Source organism: Mycobacterium sp. NGS61 (assembly GCF_059812325.1).
Window position 1 is genome coordinate 45,067 of record NZ_JCALCL010000016.1, and the last position, 15,675, is coordinate 60,741.

General features: G+C 64.9%; 14 protein-coding genes and 1 tRNA gene. 13 read left to right on the forward strand and 2 right to left on the reverse strand.

The window, feature by feature from the left end:
* Nucleotides 1-115: 115 nt before the first annotated feature.
* Nucleotides 116-3,199, forward strand: coding sequence for an MMPL/RND family transporter (locus AC5Y3Z_RS23580; protein ID WP_036443976.1), 3,084 nt, complete (start codon nt 116-118; stop codon nt 3,197-3,199).
* Between the two features lie 21 nt (nt 3,200-3,220).
* A complete protein-coding gene (locus AC5Y3Z_RS23585; protein ID WP_036443979.1) occupies nt 3,221-3,823 on the forward strand; it encodes a TetR/AcrR family transcriptional regulator in 603 nt (200 codons plus the stop codon).
* A gap of 233 nt (nt 3,824-4,056) precedes the next feature.
* Here AC5Y3Z_RS23585 and AC5Y3Z_RS23590 read toward each other — a convergent pair whose 3' ends face one another.
* Nucleotides 4,057-4,914 (reverse strand): P-loop nucleotide/nucleoside kinase family protein, encoded by an 858-nt coding sequence (locus AC5Y3Z_RS23590; protein ID WP_473140179.1) that lies wholly within the window; start codon nt 4,912-4,914, stop codon nt 4,057-4,059.
* A 181-nt stretch (nt 4,915-5,095) separates the two neighbouring features.
* Between AC5Y3Z_RS23590 and AC5Y3Z_RS23595 the strand changes: the two genes are divergently transcribed.
* The 7 genes from AC5Y3Z_RS23595 to AC5Y3Z_RS23625 all read left to right on the forward strand — a co-directional run bounded on the left by AC5Y3Z_RS23595 (nt 5,096) and on the right by AC5Y3Z_RS23625 (nt 11,789).
* The gene (locus tag AC5Y3Z_RS23595) at nt 5,096-5,542 is read left to right on the forward strand and encodes a hypothetical protein (protein WP_036444018.1); all 447 of its coding nucleotides are present in this window, start codon (nt 5,096-5,098) and stop codon (nt 5,540-5,542) included.
* The gene (locus AC5Y3Z_RS23600) at nt 5,542-6,966 is read left to right on the forward strand and encodes an FtsK/SpoIIIE domain-containing protein (RefSeq protein WP_036443982.1); all 1,425 of its coding nucleotides are present in this window, start codon (nt 5,542-5,544) and stop codon (nt 6,964-6,966) included. Before AC5Y3Z_RS23595 ends, AC5Y3Z_RS23600 begins: the two co-directional genes overlap by 1 nt.
* Nucleotides 6,967-6,969: 3 nt before the next feature.
* Nucleotides 6,970-8,682, forward strand: a complete 1,713-nt coding sequence (locus tag AC5Y3Z_RS23605; protein ID WP_080712103.1) for a replication initiator — start codon at nt 6,970-6,972, stop codon at nt 8,680-8,682.
* A 1-nt stretch (nt 8,683) separates the two neighbouring features.
* Complete coding sequence (locus AC5Y3Z_RS23610; RefSeq protein ID WP_036443988.1) at nt 8,684-8,875, forward strand: helix-turn-helix domain-containing protein; 192 nt, start codon at nt 8,684-8,686, stop codon at nt 8,873-8,875.
* A 1-nt stretch (nt 8,876) separates the two neighbouring features.
* Nucleotides 8,877-10,076 carry a tyrosine-type recombinase/integrase gene (locus AC5Y3Z_RS23615; RefSeq protein WP_036443990.1) on the forward strand — a complete coding sequence of 400 codons (1,200 nt, stop codon included), beginning with the start codon at nt 8,877-8,879 and terminating at the stop codon, nt 10,074-10,076.
* A gap of 132 nt (nt 10,077-10,208) precedes the next feature.
* Nucleotides 10,209-11,150: a hypothetical protein gene (locus AC5Y3Z_RS23620; RefSeq protein WP_230589185.1), complete on the forward strand. Its 942-nt coding sequence runs from the start codon at nt 10,209-10,211 to the stop codon at nt 11,148-11,150.
* A gap of 177 nt (nt 11,151-11,327) precedes the next feature.
* Nucleotides 11,328-11,789: a tyrosine-type recombinase/integrase gene (locus AC5Y3Z_RS23625; protein WP_080712104.1), complete on the forward strand. Its 462-nt coding sequence runs from the start codon at nt 11,328-11,330 to the stop codon at nt 11,787-11,789.
* 35 nt (nt 11,790-11,824) lie between these two features.
* On the opposite strand, the gene AC5Y3Z_RS23630 is transcribed toward AC5Y3Z_RS23625, so the two are convergent.
* Nucleotides 11,825-11,898: transfer RNA gene (locus AC5Y3Z_RS23630), tRNA-Gly, on the reverse strand.
* A gap of 30 nt (nt 11,899-11,928) precedes the next feature.
* Here AC5Y3Z_RS23630 and AC5Y3Z_RS23635 point away from each other — a divergent pair.
* The 4 genes from AC5Y3Z_RS23635 to AC5Y3Z_RS23650 all read left to right on the forward strand — a co-directional run bounded on the left by AC5Y3Z_RS23635 (nt 11,929) and on the right by AC5Y3Z_RS23650 (nt 15,586).
* Nucleotides 11,929-12,408 carry an SRPBCC family protein gene (locus AC5Y3Z_RS23635; protein WP_473140177.1) on the forward strand — a complete coding sequence of 160 codons (480 nt, stop codon included), beginning with the start codon at nt 11,929-11,931 and terminating at the stop codon, nt 12,406-12,408.
* A gap of 149 nt (nt 12,409-12,557) precedes the next feature.
* On the forward strand, nt 12,558-13,244 hold the full coding sequence (locus AC5Y3Z_RS23640) for a VldE C-terminal domain-containing protein (RefSeq protein WP_473140176.1): 687 nt from the start codon (nt 12,558-12,560) through the stop codon (nt 13,242-13,244).
* A gap of 24 nt (nt 13,245-13,268) precedes the next feature.
* Complete coding sequence (gene dcd / locus AC5Y3Z_RS23645; RefSeq protein ID WP_463825475.1) at nt 13,269-13,841, forward strand: dCTP deaminase; 573 nt, start codon at nt 13,269-13,271, stop codon at nt 13,839-13,841.
* 89 nt (nt 13,842-13,930) lie between these two features.
* The gene (locus AC5Y3Z_RS23650; RefSeq protein WP_499919518.1) at nt 13,931-15,586 is read left to right on the forward strand and encodes a DUF7159 family protein; all 1,656 of its coding nucleotides are present in this window, start codon (nt 13,931-13,933) and stop codon (nt 15,584-15,586) included.
* Nucleotides 15,587-15,675: the final 89 nt, after the last annotated feature.

The window sequence follows — 15,675 nt, forward strand, 5'->3', positions numbered from 1 at the left end:
GGGGGCAGGCCGCGACCGGCGGGCGGGCGTATTGCGCTTTGCCGGATGCCGCACAAAGATACCGATAGTACTGTTGCGATACCGACAGTTTCTTTATGCCGCCGGGGGGGCCGGGATGGTAATCAAGGGCTGGGGCGATGCCGGCGTGGCGACGTTGAGTCGCCCCAAGGAGCAGCGTGGCGCCGCGGAAGCGGCACAGGGCCGCGACACCTACAGTGAGCGCCTAGCGCGGCTGTCGGGTTTCGCGATCCGGCACAAAGCGTTGGTGATCGGGTCCTGGATCGCCGCCGCGGTGGTGCTGGCGATCCTTTTTCCGCAACTGGAAACGGTCGTCAAGCACCAGTCGGTGCATCTGATACCGCCCGGGGCGCCGTCGCTGCAGACCGTAGACCGGATGGGCTCGGCGTTCGGTGAACAAGGCTCCAAGACCACGATCTTCGTGGCGATGGAGGATCCCAGCGGGCTGACCCCGCAGGTTAAGCAGCGCTATGACACGTTGATCCAGCGGTTACGGGCCGACACCAGCCACGTCCGGCAGGTCCAAGACCTCCTGGCCGACCCGGTCACCGCCGCGCAAGCTCTCAGCGCCGACCGCAAGGCATGGTACGTGCCGGTGGGGGTGGCCGGAACCCTCGGTGATCCCAGCACCGCGGAATCGGTGCGGGCGGTACGCGGCATCGTCGCCGAGGTTTTCGGGCACTCACCGACCACCGTGCGCGTCACCGGCCCACCCGCCACCTTCAGCGATCAAATCGATTCCGCTGAACAGGATCTGATCCTCATCTCGGTGGCCACCGCCGGGCTGATCGCCATGATCTTGCTGCTGATCTATCGGTCGGTGTTCACCGCGATGCTGCCGCTGCTGGTGATCGGTATCAGCCTCGCGGTCGGGCGCGGGGTGCTCTCCGGACTCGGCGAAGCCGGCATGCCGGTGTCTCAGTTCACCGTCGCGTTCATGACGGTGATCCTGCTGGGCGCCGGCACCGACTACTCAGTGTTCTTGATCAGCCGCTACCACGAACAGCGCCGCCAACAGGTCCCCGCCCAGACCGCGGTCATCCACGCCACCGCCACCATCGGGCGGGTCATCGCAGCCTCGGCCGCCACCGTCGCGCTGGCATTTCTGTCCATGACCTTCGCCGAACTGAGCGTCTTCGCCGCACTCGGCCCGGCCTGCGCCATCGCCGTGATCATCGGGTTCGCCGCCACGGTCACTCTGTTTCCCCCCGTACTCGCGCTGGCCGCCCGGCGTGGGATCGGTGAACCCAACACCGACCGCACCCGCCGTTACTGGAACCGGATCGCGGTGGCCGTCGTACGACGCCCCGTGCCCCTGCTGGCCGCCAGCCTGATCTTCGTCCTAGCTCTGTGCGCAGTGGCGACCACCATGCGCATCAGCTACGACGACCGCCAAGGCCAAACGACCACCTCGGCCAGCAACGAAGGGTATCGACTGCTGGATCGCCACTTCCGCAAAGACATCGTGATCAACGAGTTCTTGGTCGTGCAGTCACCCACCGACATGCGCACCAGCCGAGGACTGGCCGACCTTGACGAAATGGCCTCCCGCCTCGCCCAACTGCCCGGTGTCACCAAAGTCTCCGGAGTCACCCGCCCCGGCGGTAAACGGCTCGAACAAGCCCAACTGTCTTGGCAGAACGGCCAAATCGGTGACCGGCTCGCGGGCGCGGTCAACGACGGCCAATCCCGCCGTAGCGATCTGGGCCAACTCACCAACGGCGCCGACCAGCTCGCCGACGGGCTCACCCAACTCGACACCACCCTGGGCACCGCGCTGACCCCGCTGACTGGGCTCTTAGGCCAAGCTCAAACCGCGGGCATCCAAACCCAGCGATTGCGGCCGCTGCTGCAACAGCTTTCTGCCACCGCACCCGCCGTCGATCACGCCATTGCCGCCGGGCCCGCACTACGCCACCAAGCCGAACAAGCCCAAACCGCCATCACCACCCTTGAGCCCCTCATCGCCGCGATCAGCAACTGGCCCGCGTGCGCCGCCGCCACCGAATGCGCCCAACTACACGACCAAGCCCAACTACTCATCACGTTGCGCGACAACGGATTCTTCGACCACCTCACCACCCTCGCCGACCTCTACCAGCCGGCCACCAACACCGGCGGCGGCACCCTCGCCGACGTCACCCGGCTCATCACCACCCTGGACACCGCCATGGGCGCCGCAGGCTCCGGCGACCTCGCCGCCAACATCGGACGCCTCCAAACCGGCGTCCACCAACTCGCATCCGGTGCTCACTCGCTGGCCACCGGCGTCCACACCCTCGTCGACAGCAACCTCGAAATGCTTTCCGGCATGGGAAAAATCGCCGCCCAACTCCAACAATCCGCACGATCAGCAACCGGATCCGACACCGCCAGCGGCTTCTACCTCCCTAACGACGCCTTCGACAACCAACAATTCGCCGACGTCGCCAAACACTTCCTATCCGCGGACGGCAAAACCGCCCGCTACGCCATCGAGTCCAGCTACGACCCCTACAGCAGCGACGCGATGACCCTGGCCTACCGACTCACCGAAGTCGCTGACGCAGCACGCCCCAACACCTCACTGGCCAACACCACCATCGCCGTCGCCGGATTTCCCGCCGTCAACTCAGACATTCAACGCCTGCTCTCCGCCGACTTCCGCCTGATGGCCATCGCCACCCTGCTCGTCGTCGGCCTCATCCTCATCGTCTTGCTCCGCGCCCTGGTCGCACCGCTCTACCTACTGGGCACCGTCATCCTCAACTACGGGGCATCACTAGGAATCGGCACCCTGATATTTCAATACGGCCTCGGCAAAGAAATCGCCTGGCCCGTACCACTTCTGGCGTTCATCATCCTGGTCGCCGTCGGCGCCGACTACAACATGCTGCTCATCTCACGACTGCGCGAGGAATCCACCCGTAACATCCGCGTCGGCGTGCTCCGCACTATCGCCAACACCGGCTCCGTCATCACCTCCGCCGGACTCATCTTCGCCGCCAGCATGTTCGGCCTCATGATCGGCTCGATAGCCATCATGATCCAAACCGGACTCATCATCGGCTGCGGCCTCCTCTTGGACACCTTCGTCGTACGCACCCTCACCGTGCCTGCCATCGCCACCCTGCTCCGCGAAACCAGCTGGTGGCCACAACGAAACCCACTGCGCCACAAACCCTCTCCAACCCGAACCTAGACACACCCACCGGAATCGACCATGACTACCGCCAACCCCACACCCCCCACCCTCAGAGACCGCCGCCGCACCGAACTACTCACCCACATCCAAACCACCGCACACCAACTCTTCGCCCAACACGGCTACGCCGCAGTCACTACCGACGACATCGCCGCCACCGCCGGCATCTCCATCAGCACCTACTACCGCCACGCACCCAACAAAGAACACCTGCTGACCGCCCCGATCCAACATGCCATCGCCGAAATCATCACCACCTACAACACCCGTCCGCCCACCGAAACAGCAGCCACCTCACTCATCCACCTCCTCGTCGACCACCTCGGCGAAACAGCCGGCCAGCACTCCCCACACTGGAAACACGCCCTGCAGAGCGCACCACACCTGCTCAACAGCTCAACACTGCTCAGCGACAACCAAACCCGCCAACTCACCACCATGATCGCAACCCGCATGAACACCGACCCCACCACCGACATCCGCCCCACACTGCTCATCCACACAGCCCTGAGCACCGCACAAACCGTGCTCCAACACTGGCTCAACAACACCACCACCAACCCACCGCTGCGCACCCAACTGCAGCAAGCCCTGCACATCACCCTCGCCGGATTCCACTAAACACACCGCACTACCCCGGCCCACACCCACCAGGCCATGTGGCCACAGCCTCAGCAGATCAACTGCCGTACACCAACCCACCTCGCCAGCGCACCCCGCCGACCCCCAAAAACCACCTACCCGCGTCGACCCGACCGCCCGCAAGGCCAAATCAATCTCAACGAGCCAACGCCATCAGATACCGACCCACAGTTTACCGAGGCAGTGGAGAACGAGCGCGGTGAGCAAATGCCTTACTGCTGCCCGGCCTGTGCTCGGATGGATTTGATGAAGCTGCGGGCCTGAACCTGCAAGGGTTGGCTGTCGGGGTCATTCTGGATCAGCGTATGCGGCACCGGCGGGGCGAAAGTGGTGTCGACGCTGGCCAGGTAAGTGGGCCAGTTCGCGAGTTTCCATCGGTCACGTGCTGCGGCCCGGCGTCGTAGGTAGAGGTTCATGGTGTCGGCCGCGCAGGTTACCCACACGATGGACAGGTCGGCATTGAGGTCGTCGGCTCGGGCCTGGGTGCGGTCGATCCATGCCCTGTCGGTGAGCTCGTGCAGGTAGGGCGCAGTGGAGACAATGGAGTTGCCGCACTCGATGTTCTCTTCGATTGCCGCGTTGAGTGCTTCGTACTCATGGGGACGAATCTTGTTCATGTAGGTGGGGGATTCGCGGTCATCCAGTGAAGCGCCAAGGTCTTCGAGCCAACGCTGGACGAGCGGCCGGGTGATGGTGTCCTTGTCGAGGATTGTCCATCCGGTCTGGCGGGCTAGGACGCGACCGAATTCGGTTTTTCCGCTGCCGGCGTAGCCGCCGACAAGGACTAATTGCGGGGTGGGCAGCTGCAGACTTTTGGGTGCTGCCGCAGTGTCGGGAGCGGTGATGACGCGTGCCGAGCGGTCCTTGCTGCGCACCAGGCCTTCGGCAGTAAGCAGGTCCATCGCTTGAGTGATCGTGAAGACGCTGACGTTCCACTGCGACGCGAGCTCGCGTGTGGAAGGCAGCCGTTCACCGTCGCGGAGAATGCCGGCCTCGATGTCGTTACGAACGGCTTGGGCGATCTGGCGGTGCATCGCCTGCCGGGGCGTAGTCGGTGAGGTCATGACCATCCGTCCATAGCAGTTGAGATGCCCGACAATATCAGCCGCGATCAGTTGAAAACCAATCGCTCCAGTGCCTCATGGGGCGATTCACATTTTTTCTGACCTATCGATGCATAACAGTTGACCACCAAAAATATCAGTTGATATGTTGTCGTGGTCCAAGTCACACAGACAGGAGAAAGCTGACATGGCGATACAAAAAGGGCACCGGTTCCCGATGCAACACACAGAAGCGTTCCCGAGAGGGTTGATGTTGCTGGGTCCGATCGGCCCGGACATGGAATTTGAGCGTCCGAATGTGCAGAAGGCTGATCCGGCGACAGGTCTGCGGCAGTGGGCTGGCGCAGTGTCGGACCCCGATGAGCCGAAAGCCAAACGGGCGAGCTTCGTGGTGACATTTCTGGCCGAGGTACAGCCAGTGCCATCCACGCCGGAGCTGTTGGCGGGCAGCGGAATTCGCATGATCGAACTGGAAGGCCTGACCGCCGAACCGCGGCGGATGGGTCAGGGCGAATACACCTATGTGGGCTACGTCTACAGGGCGACCGGCATCAAAGGTGACGTGAATTCACCTGCGCCCGTGAGTAAGTCGTCGTCAGCGCCGCGCGGCGAGACCGTGAAGGCGGGTGCGTGATGGCCACCGGCAACTCGAAACCGTCCGGCAACAGCGGTCAGAGTTCGGCCGACCAGCTGGTCGAAGACATATTGCTAATGCTGGCCAAGCTCGCCGTGCTGCTCGGATCGTGGACGGTGCGGTTCCCGGTGTTGAGTTTGCCGATCATCATGATCGCATGGGCGGGCGCCTGGTTCGGGTGGGGCGGCGGGCTGATCGTGGCCGGGGTATACGCCCTCATCTACATCGCGTTGGCGCTGGTCGACCCGGCCGGATTTGGCGCTGCATCGTGGCTACCGGTCCGCACGGCTTACCTGACCTGGTGGCGCTACAAGCACGCCTGGGCGCAGGTGTGCACCCTGCACGGGTTGACCGCCACGCTGGGTGAGCGGACCATGGTCCCGCGGCTGCGGTCGGTGCGCATCGGCACCGCCACCGACACGCTGAACATCGGCATGGTGACCGGGCAGACCGCGACCGACTGGGGCAAGCAAGCCGACGCCCTGGCCCACGCCTGGGGAAGCGGTCGCGTGACGGTGCGGTCCCTGCAGCCCGGCCAGCTCACGGTCACCGTGCACCGTGATGACACCCTCGCGGCTGCGGTGCGGCTGCCCCGGCCCACCGACGCGACACGAGTGCAGCTGGCGGCGGTGACGGTCGGGGTCACCGACACCGGCACGCCGTGGCGGCTACCGATCCAGGGTCATCACATTCTGGTCGCCGGCTCAACGGGGTCGGGCAAAAGCAGCGTGGTGCAGTCCCTGGTCGCCGGACTGGCCCCCGCTGTGCGGTCAGGCCTGGTGCAACTCTGTGTGATCGACCCGAAGGGCGGGATGGAATTCGCCCGCGGCGCAGGGCTGTTCACCGCGTTCGCCGCTGACCGCACCGAGCAGACCTTGGAGTTGTTGCGAGGCCTGGTCAAGTTGATGGATGGCCGCACCCAGCTGTTGCGTGGCCACACCCGCACCCACACGCCGAGCGTCGAGGACCCGTTGACGGTGGTGATCATCGATGAACTCGCCGCCTTGACCGCCTATGGCACCGACCGCAAAATCCGCGCCGAAGTCGACCAGCTGCTCGGGCTGCTGCTCTCTCAAGGTCGTGCGGTCGGGATCACCCTGATAGGCGCCGTGCAAGACCCGTCAAAAGAAGTGGTGTCGTTGCGCCAGTACTTCACTGTCCGCGTGGGACTGCGCCTGACCGAATCGAACCAAACCACGATGATTCTTGGGCAGGCGGCGCGCGATGCCGGGGCAGTGTGCGACGAAATCCCCGAGTCCACACCGGGTGTCGGCTACGTCATGGTGGACGGCACCGCCGAACCACAACGGGTCCGGGCGTTTCATGTCACCGACGACGACATCGACTATCTGGTCACACATTTCCGGCCACCGAAACGCCGCCGACTCCCGCGCCGGCCTGACACTGCTTCCTCGCAGGGCTGAGCCATGCCGACCCCCTCACCTGCACCGGTCAGCCCCCACGCACCGCCACCGCCCGATCACTCCGCGGACCCCTTGCCCCGACGAGAAACCGCCGCCGAACGGCGAGCCCGGCCCTCCTTCCACGAAATCGCCGTCGCCGCCGCACAAACTCACGGGGTGTGCGTCCGCCCGCTGGTGATGGGAACGGTCAACCTGGACACCGGCGCCACCGACTACGCGGCGGTGCCCTGCAAATCGACCATGGAATCGCAATGCGCCCCGTGCGCGAAAAAAGCGCGCGCACTGCGCATGCAGCAGTGCCGCGAAGGATGGCACCTCGACCACGAACCGGTCCAACCAGCCATTGAACCCACCGAGCAGCAATCCGAGCTGCTGCGCTCCCGCGCTGATCTAGTCGCCGCTTACCGCGACGCCACCACCGACCGCGACCACGACCACGAAGCCGTCGCTGAGCTGCGGGCCGCGGTCGGTGAACTCGACACCCAGCTGCGTGCCACCGGGATGCGCGGCACCCTGCCACCACTGGACCCCCCGCCCACCCCGTTGCGCACTCGGTCGACGAAACGCCGCCACGACGTGATCGACCTGCCGACCCGGCAGGTCCGCAAAAACACCATCGGCCAGCAGTACGTGGGTAAGTACCGGCCGTCGATGTTCCTCACGTTGACCTGTGACAGTTACGGGCCGATCCAGGGCGGCGCCCCGATCGATCCCGGCGCCTATGATTACCGGCGTGCGGCCCGCGATGCGATCCACTTCGCCGCTCTGCTGGACCGGTTCATCCAGAACCTGCGGCGCGTCCTGGGCTGGGACGTCCAGTATTTCGCCACCGTGGAACCTCAGAAACGCGGCGCCCCGCACGTGCACATGGCGCTGCGCGGCGCGATCCCTCACGCCCTCGTCCGCCAAGTGGCTGCCGCCACCTACCACCAGGTGTGGTGGCCGAACCACGACCAGCTGATCTACACCGATTCCGGCAGGCTGCCGGTGTGGAATCCGACCCGGTGCACCTTCATCGACCCCGACACCCACACACCACTCACCAGCTGGCAGGACGCCCTACAGGCCGTCGATGACGACCCCGATGCGAACCCGGCGCATGTGGTGCGCTTCGGGGAACAGGTGCACTCCAAAGGCATCCTCGGCGGCGGCACAGAGGCGGGACGGCACATCGGGTATCTGACTAAGTACCTGACCAAATCGATCGGTGAAATCATCACACCCACCACCGCCGCCCAGCATGCCCATCACGAGCGTTTGCACACCGAACTGGCGATAACCCCATGCTCACCGCGCTGCCCCATCTGGCTGCGTTACGGCATCGTCCCCAAGGGTGCATCATCGAAAATGGTTGCCGGGCAGTGCAAATCGAAAGCGCACCGTCGAAGCACCCTCGGGCTGCCGGGCCGGCGGGTCTTGGTGTCCCGGAAGTGGTCCGGTAAAACCCTGCCTGATCACCAAGCCGACCGGCACAAATTTGTTCGGCAACTGCTCGCCGACGCCGGCATCACCCCGGACGCGCGAGACAATGTTCTTATCTACCGCCTCGAATCCGGCCAACGCACCCCACCCCGCAGCGAACTCATCATGCGAGCCATCTCCCAAAGACTCACTTGGAAAGCCCAATACACCAACGCAATCGCCGCCATCGGACCACCCGAAGGACAGCGAATCGGAGCAGGCGCATCACCGGGGCCGGGAAGTCGTGGACGTTGAGATGCTACAACTACTAACGGAATCACAAGTGCGGCAGATGATTCCGATCGGTCACAGCAAGTATTACGAGTTGATCGGGTCCGGTGAGTTGAGGTCAGTGAAGATCGGCCGACGTCGGTTCGTCACGGAAACTGCTGTTGCGGAATACATTGCGAAACTCGATGCCGAGTCAACCGGTGACACGGCGGCGTGAAATGTCCCGACAACAACTGCCGCCGCAGATCAAGAAGCTGACCGTTCGCGACCGGCGTACCGGCAAAGACGCGGTTCGGTATCAACTGACAGTCGACGTGGGCGAGGACCCTCAGACTGGCCGACGTCGACAGGTTCGGCGGCGTTACCGCACCGAGAAGGACGCACGTCGTGCACTGAGCGAAATCAGCGACGCGGCTGAGAAGAAAGTGTTCGTGCCGAGGCGCACACTCACAGTCGGCGAGATGGTCAAGAACTACCTGGCGGGTCGACACGACCTGCGTCCCACTGCGCGCGACAAGAAGGCCTACGACCTACAGCCGCTGGTGGAGCGCTTCGCCGATGTTCTGGCCCAGCGAATCACCAAGACAGATATCGATACGCTGGTTCGCGATCTCGCCGAGGGCGGCACCATGACTGCAAAGGGCCGGAAGCGCAGACCGTGGTCATCAGCGAGTGTTAACAAAAGCCTCCAGGCGATCACCGGGGTATTCGCAGATGCGGTGTTCCAAGGGCTTCTGGCTCGCAACCCGGCTGAGCTCGTCAAGCCGCTGCCGTCGGCCCACAAAGACGTGGATACCTACAGTGTCGCTGAAGTCGACATGTTGCGCGCCAGCTTCGCCGGTGACCGCCTGGCCCATGCATACGAGTTGGCCCTGGTTGGGCTGCGTCGGGGTGAGATCGCGGGGCTGCGCTGGTGCGATGTCGACCTCAAGTACAAAACCCTACGCATCGTGAACAATCGCGTGTCGGCTGGTGGCAGCGTCAGTGAGAACGATCCAAAGTCGAAGGCATCTCGTCGTGAGTTGCCATTGCCCGATCGCCTGGTCGGAGTGCTGCGCGCTGCACGTCGTCGGCAAGCAAAGGAGAGGCTGCGCCTCGGGGTCGACGCTGGCCCGTTTGACTACGTCGTGTCCAACGAGGCTGGACTGCCGTATGCGCCCCCGGTCGTGTACCGGTACTGGGTGGCTGCCGTGAAGAAGGCCGGGCTGCGACACTTGAAACTGCACGGCGCGCGGCACACGGCCGCCACCCAGTTGGCACTCGATGGCGTCGCTCCAGCTGTCATTGCCGCGTGGCTCGGTCACACGGATGCCAGTTTCACGATGAAGCTCTATACGCACTCGCAGCCTGAGGCGCTCAAGTCCGCTGGTGACACTTTCGATCGAGTTGTGACATCTCGTGACACTCAGCAGGGGTAATCGAACAATTCGAACACTGTTGATGCTGGTCAGGGCGGGACACGCCGACTCGTGTCGGATGGCGGTCGTACAGTGACCTCAGTCGCTCGAACGCATGAGCGAGCCGCGCCGTGCCGAAGGAACCCTGCTGTAATGATGATCCCCGACTACGACCAGGCCGAGATTCTCTCGTTTGAGTGGGGTGACATGCAGCTGCTCTCCAAGATCGTGGGTAACACGGTTAACCCGCTGACGGGGGACCGCAACTTGTCGATGGTGCCCTATGAGAACTCCGTCCAACCGGTTCAGTTGAAATTTGAGCCGCCCCTAATCGAGCATGCGGTGGGCGTGAACCACGGCTTTCGGCACCATTGGGAGCTACTTACGTACGCGTTCAACCTGCCAGATCCCGGGGCGTTCCCGGTGCTGCCGGGGTTGACGGACGACGACCGCCGGGTCCTCAAGCGCTATGCGCGGATGTGTCGTCAGCTTGCGGGATATTCCGCGCTGAACGAGGAAAGTGGTATGCGCTACAGCTTCAAGAGCGGCGGAGCCCCCGAAATCACGTTGGTGTTCCCGTCGCCCGAAGCTTTCGCCGGGACCTCGCTCGCCTTCCGTCAATTGCACAGCGACGACGAATTCGCGTCTTTCACTCGCACGCGGGGCAGGATCATGAAGGCCGTTAAGTTGCTGTCCGCGAGCGAGAAGGAGAGTGCGAGAAGGGTTGTAGCGCAGTGGGCAAAAGCGCGTGGCGCATTGATGAACAGAATGCTGAACACCATCGTGTGTGAGATGGCCGCCCCACCGGTTCCGCCGGATCGTGAGGTGCCGCCGTTCAGCTATGCGAACATCAACCCGCAGAAGCTGATCTTGACCTTCAACTATGGCGACACGATCCACTTCTCGGAAGACGAAGAAGCGAACCTGTCGACGCTGCTGGAAGCTGAACAGAACGCCTGCTATTACAAGCACTCGGTGCTGAGCGCCATAACGAATCTCAGTCACCTCTACTTCGGGTTCGCCGTGTTGGCTGAGTCCGCAATGGCAGACGGGGGTGGGCGAGGCGCAATGGCCTCCGGATCGGCAGCCGATTAGCAAACCAAAGTAAGTCCCGCCCGCGACCGGGCCGACTAGGGGCGTCTCCGGTGCCCGGTTCTACAGGGCGACCTGCTGGCCGGAGTAGGCGCGCGCCTCGCCGGGTGGACGGCGGTGCTGCCGGGGCCGACCAATCCGCTGCGCGGTGGGTCGACACGCGGGGCCTTCGGCATGTAGATGCCGCCTTGGGAGGGTGGCCGGCCGTTGAGGTGGGTCGCGACCAGCCCCGCGCCGAAACCCAGTTCGGTGTCGGTGTGGTGTTGGTCGCGGGCGAGCTGGAGCGGGTGTTGTGATCGCCGCTGGCGGGGCGCTGCTTCTGGTGGTGGGCCGCGCCACGGTTCGGGTGCGGTCATCGTCCTAGGTCTCGCCGCGACGGCGGCGGCCCCGATCGTGTACAGGTTACTGGCTGCCGTGAAGAAGGCCGGGCCGCGACACTTGAAACTGCACGGCGCGCGGCACACGGCCGCCACCCAATCGGCACTCGATGGCGTCGCTCCAGCTGTCATTGCCGCGTGGCTCGGTCACACGGATGCCAGTTTCACGATGAAGCGCTATACGCACTCGCAGCCCGAGGCGCTGAAGTCCGCTGGTGACACTTTCGATCGAGTTGTGACATCTCGTGACACTCAGCAGGGCTAATCGAATAACTCGCACACTGTTGATGCTGGTCAGGGTGGAGCCGATGACGGGAATCGAACCCGCGTATTCAGCTTGGGAAGCTGATGTTCTGCCATTGAACTACATCGGCGCAGATGCCCCAGAAGGCTAGCATCGTGCGATGCCAGACACCGCGCGGGTCGAGCAATCCCGAACCATCCCGGTCACCCCTGAGCAGGCGTTCCGCGGCATTATCGAGATGGACGTCCCCACCATGTTCCGGCGGCGCTACGGGCCGATTCCGCCGATCCGCGCAGTGAGCGGACGTGACGGAAATAACTGGAGCGGCACGCAGGGCCAGACGCGGGTGCTTGAACTCGCCGGCGGCGGCAGCATCCGCGAGACCGTCGTCGACGTCGACGAACCGCATGCGTGGCGCTACCGCATCACCGATTTCCAGGGTCCGCTGAAGACTCTGCTGACCAAGATCGACGGTGAGTTCCTGTTCGACCCAGCCGGGACTGGCACTCGAATCACGTGGCGCTACAACATGTTTCCGCGATCCCGGCTCGCAGCAATGGCGATGCCCGCCTTCGGCTGGTGCTGGCGGGGATATGCCCGGCAGATGCTCGAGGAGCTGGCCGACTGGCTCACCGACTGATGTCCCGGCGGCCTGCGCGCCGCGGCTGATGGCGGCACGAATCACCCCCGAGTAATTTGCCGGGCTAATAGTGCCATGCCCATTGCAAATTCCAAGAATGGGTCGTTTACCCTTTCGTTATCATTTGTAATCTCGTATTGTGACCTCCCGTGGGCAGGCACGCATTAGCCAGGAAGCGGCGGAAAGCGCCAGCTGCGCTGGCAGCAGCCATCGGCCCAGCCGCCGTACTCTTCGCGGTGGCAGGGGCTCTGGGCGCAGATGTCAATCCAGCCTCGGTCCGTAACGTTGCGAAACCGGCCGTTCCGGAAACGTCCGCGTGTTGCATCGAAATTGCGGCGGCCGAGGCCGGGGCGCCACTCGACACCTCGCGGTGGCGCTTCAGCATCGAAGAGATGGCTCCGGCCGAGCGGCCGCGGGCGGACCGATCACGTGCCGACCTGGTGGGCGCCCGCGCCCTGCCCGCGAGCGTCGCGCCGGAACAGGGCCTGCAGGTCAGGACCATTTTGGTGGCCCGCGCCATCACCGCTCTGTTCCCCGAAATCCACCAGATGGGCGGCGTCCGCCCCGATGCACTCCGATGGCATCCCGAGGGCCTGGCCGTGGACGTGATGATTCCCAACCCCGGCTCCGACGAGGGCATCGAACTGGGCAACGCGATCGTGACCTACGTCCTGCAGAACGCCGACCGGTTCGGCATCCAGGACGCCATCTGGCGCGGCGTCTATTACACCCCCGGCGGGGGCGCCCAGGCCGGTGGATACGGGCACTTCGACCACGTCCACGTCACCACCACCGGCGGCGGATACCCCTCCGGAGACGAGACCTACGTCCGCTGACCGGCAGCAGATACGCTCACACGCGTGCTGCTCTCCGATCGTGATCTTCGGGCCGAAATCTCCGCCGGGCGGTTGCAAATCGACCCGTTCGACGATGCCCTGGTGCAGCCGTCGAGCATCGACGTCCGCCTCGACTGCCTGTTTCGTGTCTTCAACAACACCCGCTACACCCACATTGACCCCGCCAAGCAGCAGGACGAGCTGACCACGCTGGTCCAGCCCGAGGCTGGGGAACCTTTTGTGCTGCACCCGGGCGAGTTCGTGCTGGGATCGACCTTGGAGTTGGTCAGCCTGGCCGACGATCTGGCGGGACGACTGGAAGGCAAATCCTCGCTTGGCCGGCTGGGGCTGTTGACGCACTCGACCGCGGGTTTCATCGATCCCGGTTTCAGCGGACACATCACGCTGGAACTTTCCAACGTGGCCAATCTGCCGATCACGTTGTGGCCGGGGATGAAGATCGGCCAGCTGTGCATCCTGCGACTGACCAGCCCGTCAGAGCATCCGTACGGAAGTGCCGGCGTCGGTTCCAAGTACCAGGGTCAGCGTGGTCCGACGCCCTCGCGGTCCTATCAGAACTTCATACGTACTACATAGCTGCAACGGCGTTCCCGACTTCGTTAGTCGGACTACCATTTGATTCGGACCTTTGTCCTCCTTACTGCGGCAACACTTTTGGGAGGGTGGTGAGTGCGCGGATGGACGTCGTACTCGGAGTGTCGATGGCACCGTCGGCTGTCCGCATCGCGCTGGTCGAAGGCAAGGACGCCGACGGCGTCATCGTCGAGGAGGACAGCTTTCGGCTGACCGACCCGGCCACCATGCCCTCTGAGCAGGTGATCCGGGCGATCCTGGGCACCCGCGAAGGCGCGGACGATGCCGGCTTGCGCCTGTCCTCCATCGGCGTCAGCTGGACCGATCAGCTGCAGGCATCGGCGCTGCGCGACGCGTTGGCCGCCCGCAAGATCGAGAACGTCATGCTGGTCTCCGCGTTCATGGCGGCCGTCGCACTCGGACAGGCCGTGGGCAGCTCCGTCGGCTATGCGCGGACGGGTGTGCTGTTCATCGAGCCCGACACCGCGACACTGGCCGTGGTGAACACCGCGGACGCTTCGCTGCGCGACGTGCAGCGCCGGCCTCTGGCCGCCGACGACGACACGGCGGTATCCGAGCTGGTCGAGCTGGTTTCCGGGGCCGAGTCGATGCCGACCCGCCCAGACGGCATCTACGTCGTGGGCTCCGGAGTCGACGTACCTCTGATCAAACCGGCACTGGACGCCGCGACCTCGCTGACGGTCAATGTGCCCGAGGAACACGACATGGCGCTGGCGCGGGGTGCGGCGCTGGCATCAGGACATGCGCCGCTGTTCGCGGCGAGCACCGCTGCGCTGGCCTACGCGCAAGATGTCGACGGACCTGAGGAATTCAGCGAGACGGTCGTGCTGGACGCGGCCCCCGCTGACGTGGACCACGATCCGGCTCTGCGCCGCCCGGCGCTGCTGATCGGCAGCACCCTGGCAGTCGCGGCGACCGCCGCGGTGGTGGCGCTCGAGGTCGCGCTGGCGATCAACATCCGCCCCACCGTCGCGCTGCAACCCAGGCCCAGCGAGAACCACCTCGTCGTGCCCACCCAGCAGGCACCGGCGCCCACCGTCGTGGCCGCGCCGCAACCCAGGATCGAGGTGCCGGCGGCACCGCCGCGCGTGAGTGTCCCGCAGCTTCCGGCGCGGGCACCGCAGGCTCCGGCCGCACCCGCCCTGCCGGCGCCCGTTGCGCCGGTGATCGAGACGCCGATTGTGCAACCCCCGCGGCTGCCCGACGCGGTGCTCGTCCCACCGCTGCTGCCGGTCGTGCGGCCGCCCGTGCAGGGACCCGAGACGCTGGTGCGACCGCCGGTCGTGCAGTTCCCGGTGCAGGTTCCACGCCAGCAGCCGCAGGTACCTCGAGCGCCGGTATCGCCACCGCGGGTGGAAAATCCGCGGGTGGAGAACCCGCGCGTGGAAAACCCGCGGGTGGAAAACCCGCGGGTGGAAAACCCGTTGCCGCGGGGCCCGATCGCGCGACCGCCCGGGCGTGGTCCGTCGCCCAATCCGGGTAGGGGTCCCTTCGGTGGGGGAGGGCCTGGTCGCGGCGGCATCCCCGGCATCCCCGGCATTCCAGGTATCCCCGGCATCCCTGGCGCCGGCGGTCACGGCCCCTCGAGCGGGGACGCACCAGGAGGACGTGGTCCGTTCGGCGGCGGCGGACCGGGCGCCCATGGTCCCTTCGGCGGCGGCGGCGGTCACGGACCGTTCGGCGGTGGCGGCGGCTCCGGTGGGGGTGGTGGACGCGGGCGCAGGTGATCCCCCGCACATCCACCCCAACGCCGCTGGTCAGAGCGGTCTGCAGCCGTGACACAGCAAACTCAAATGGATAAGCCGCGCCCGCCGCG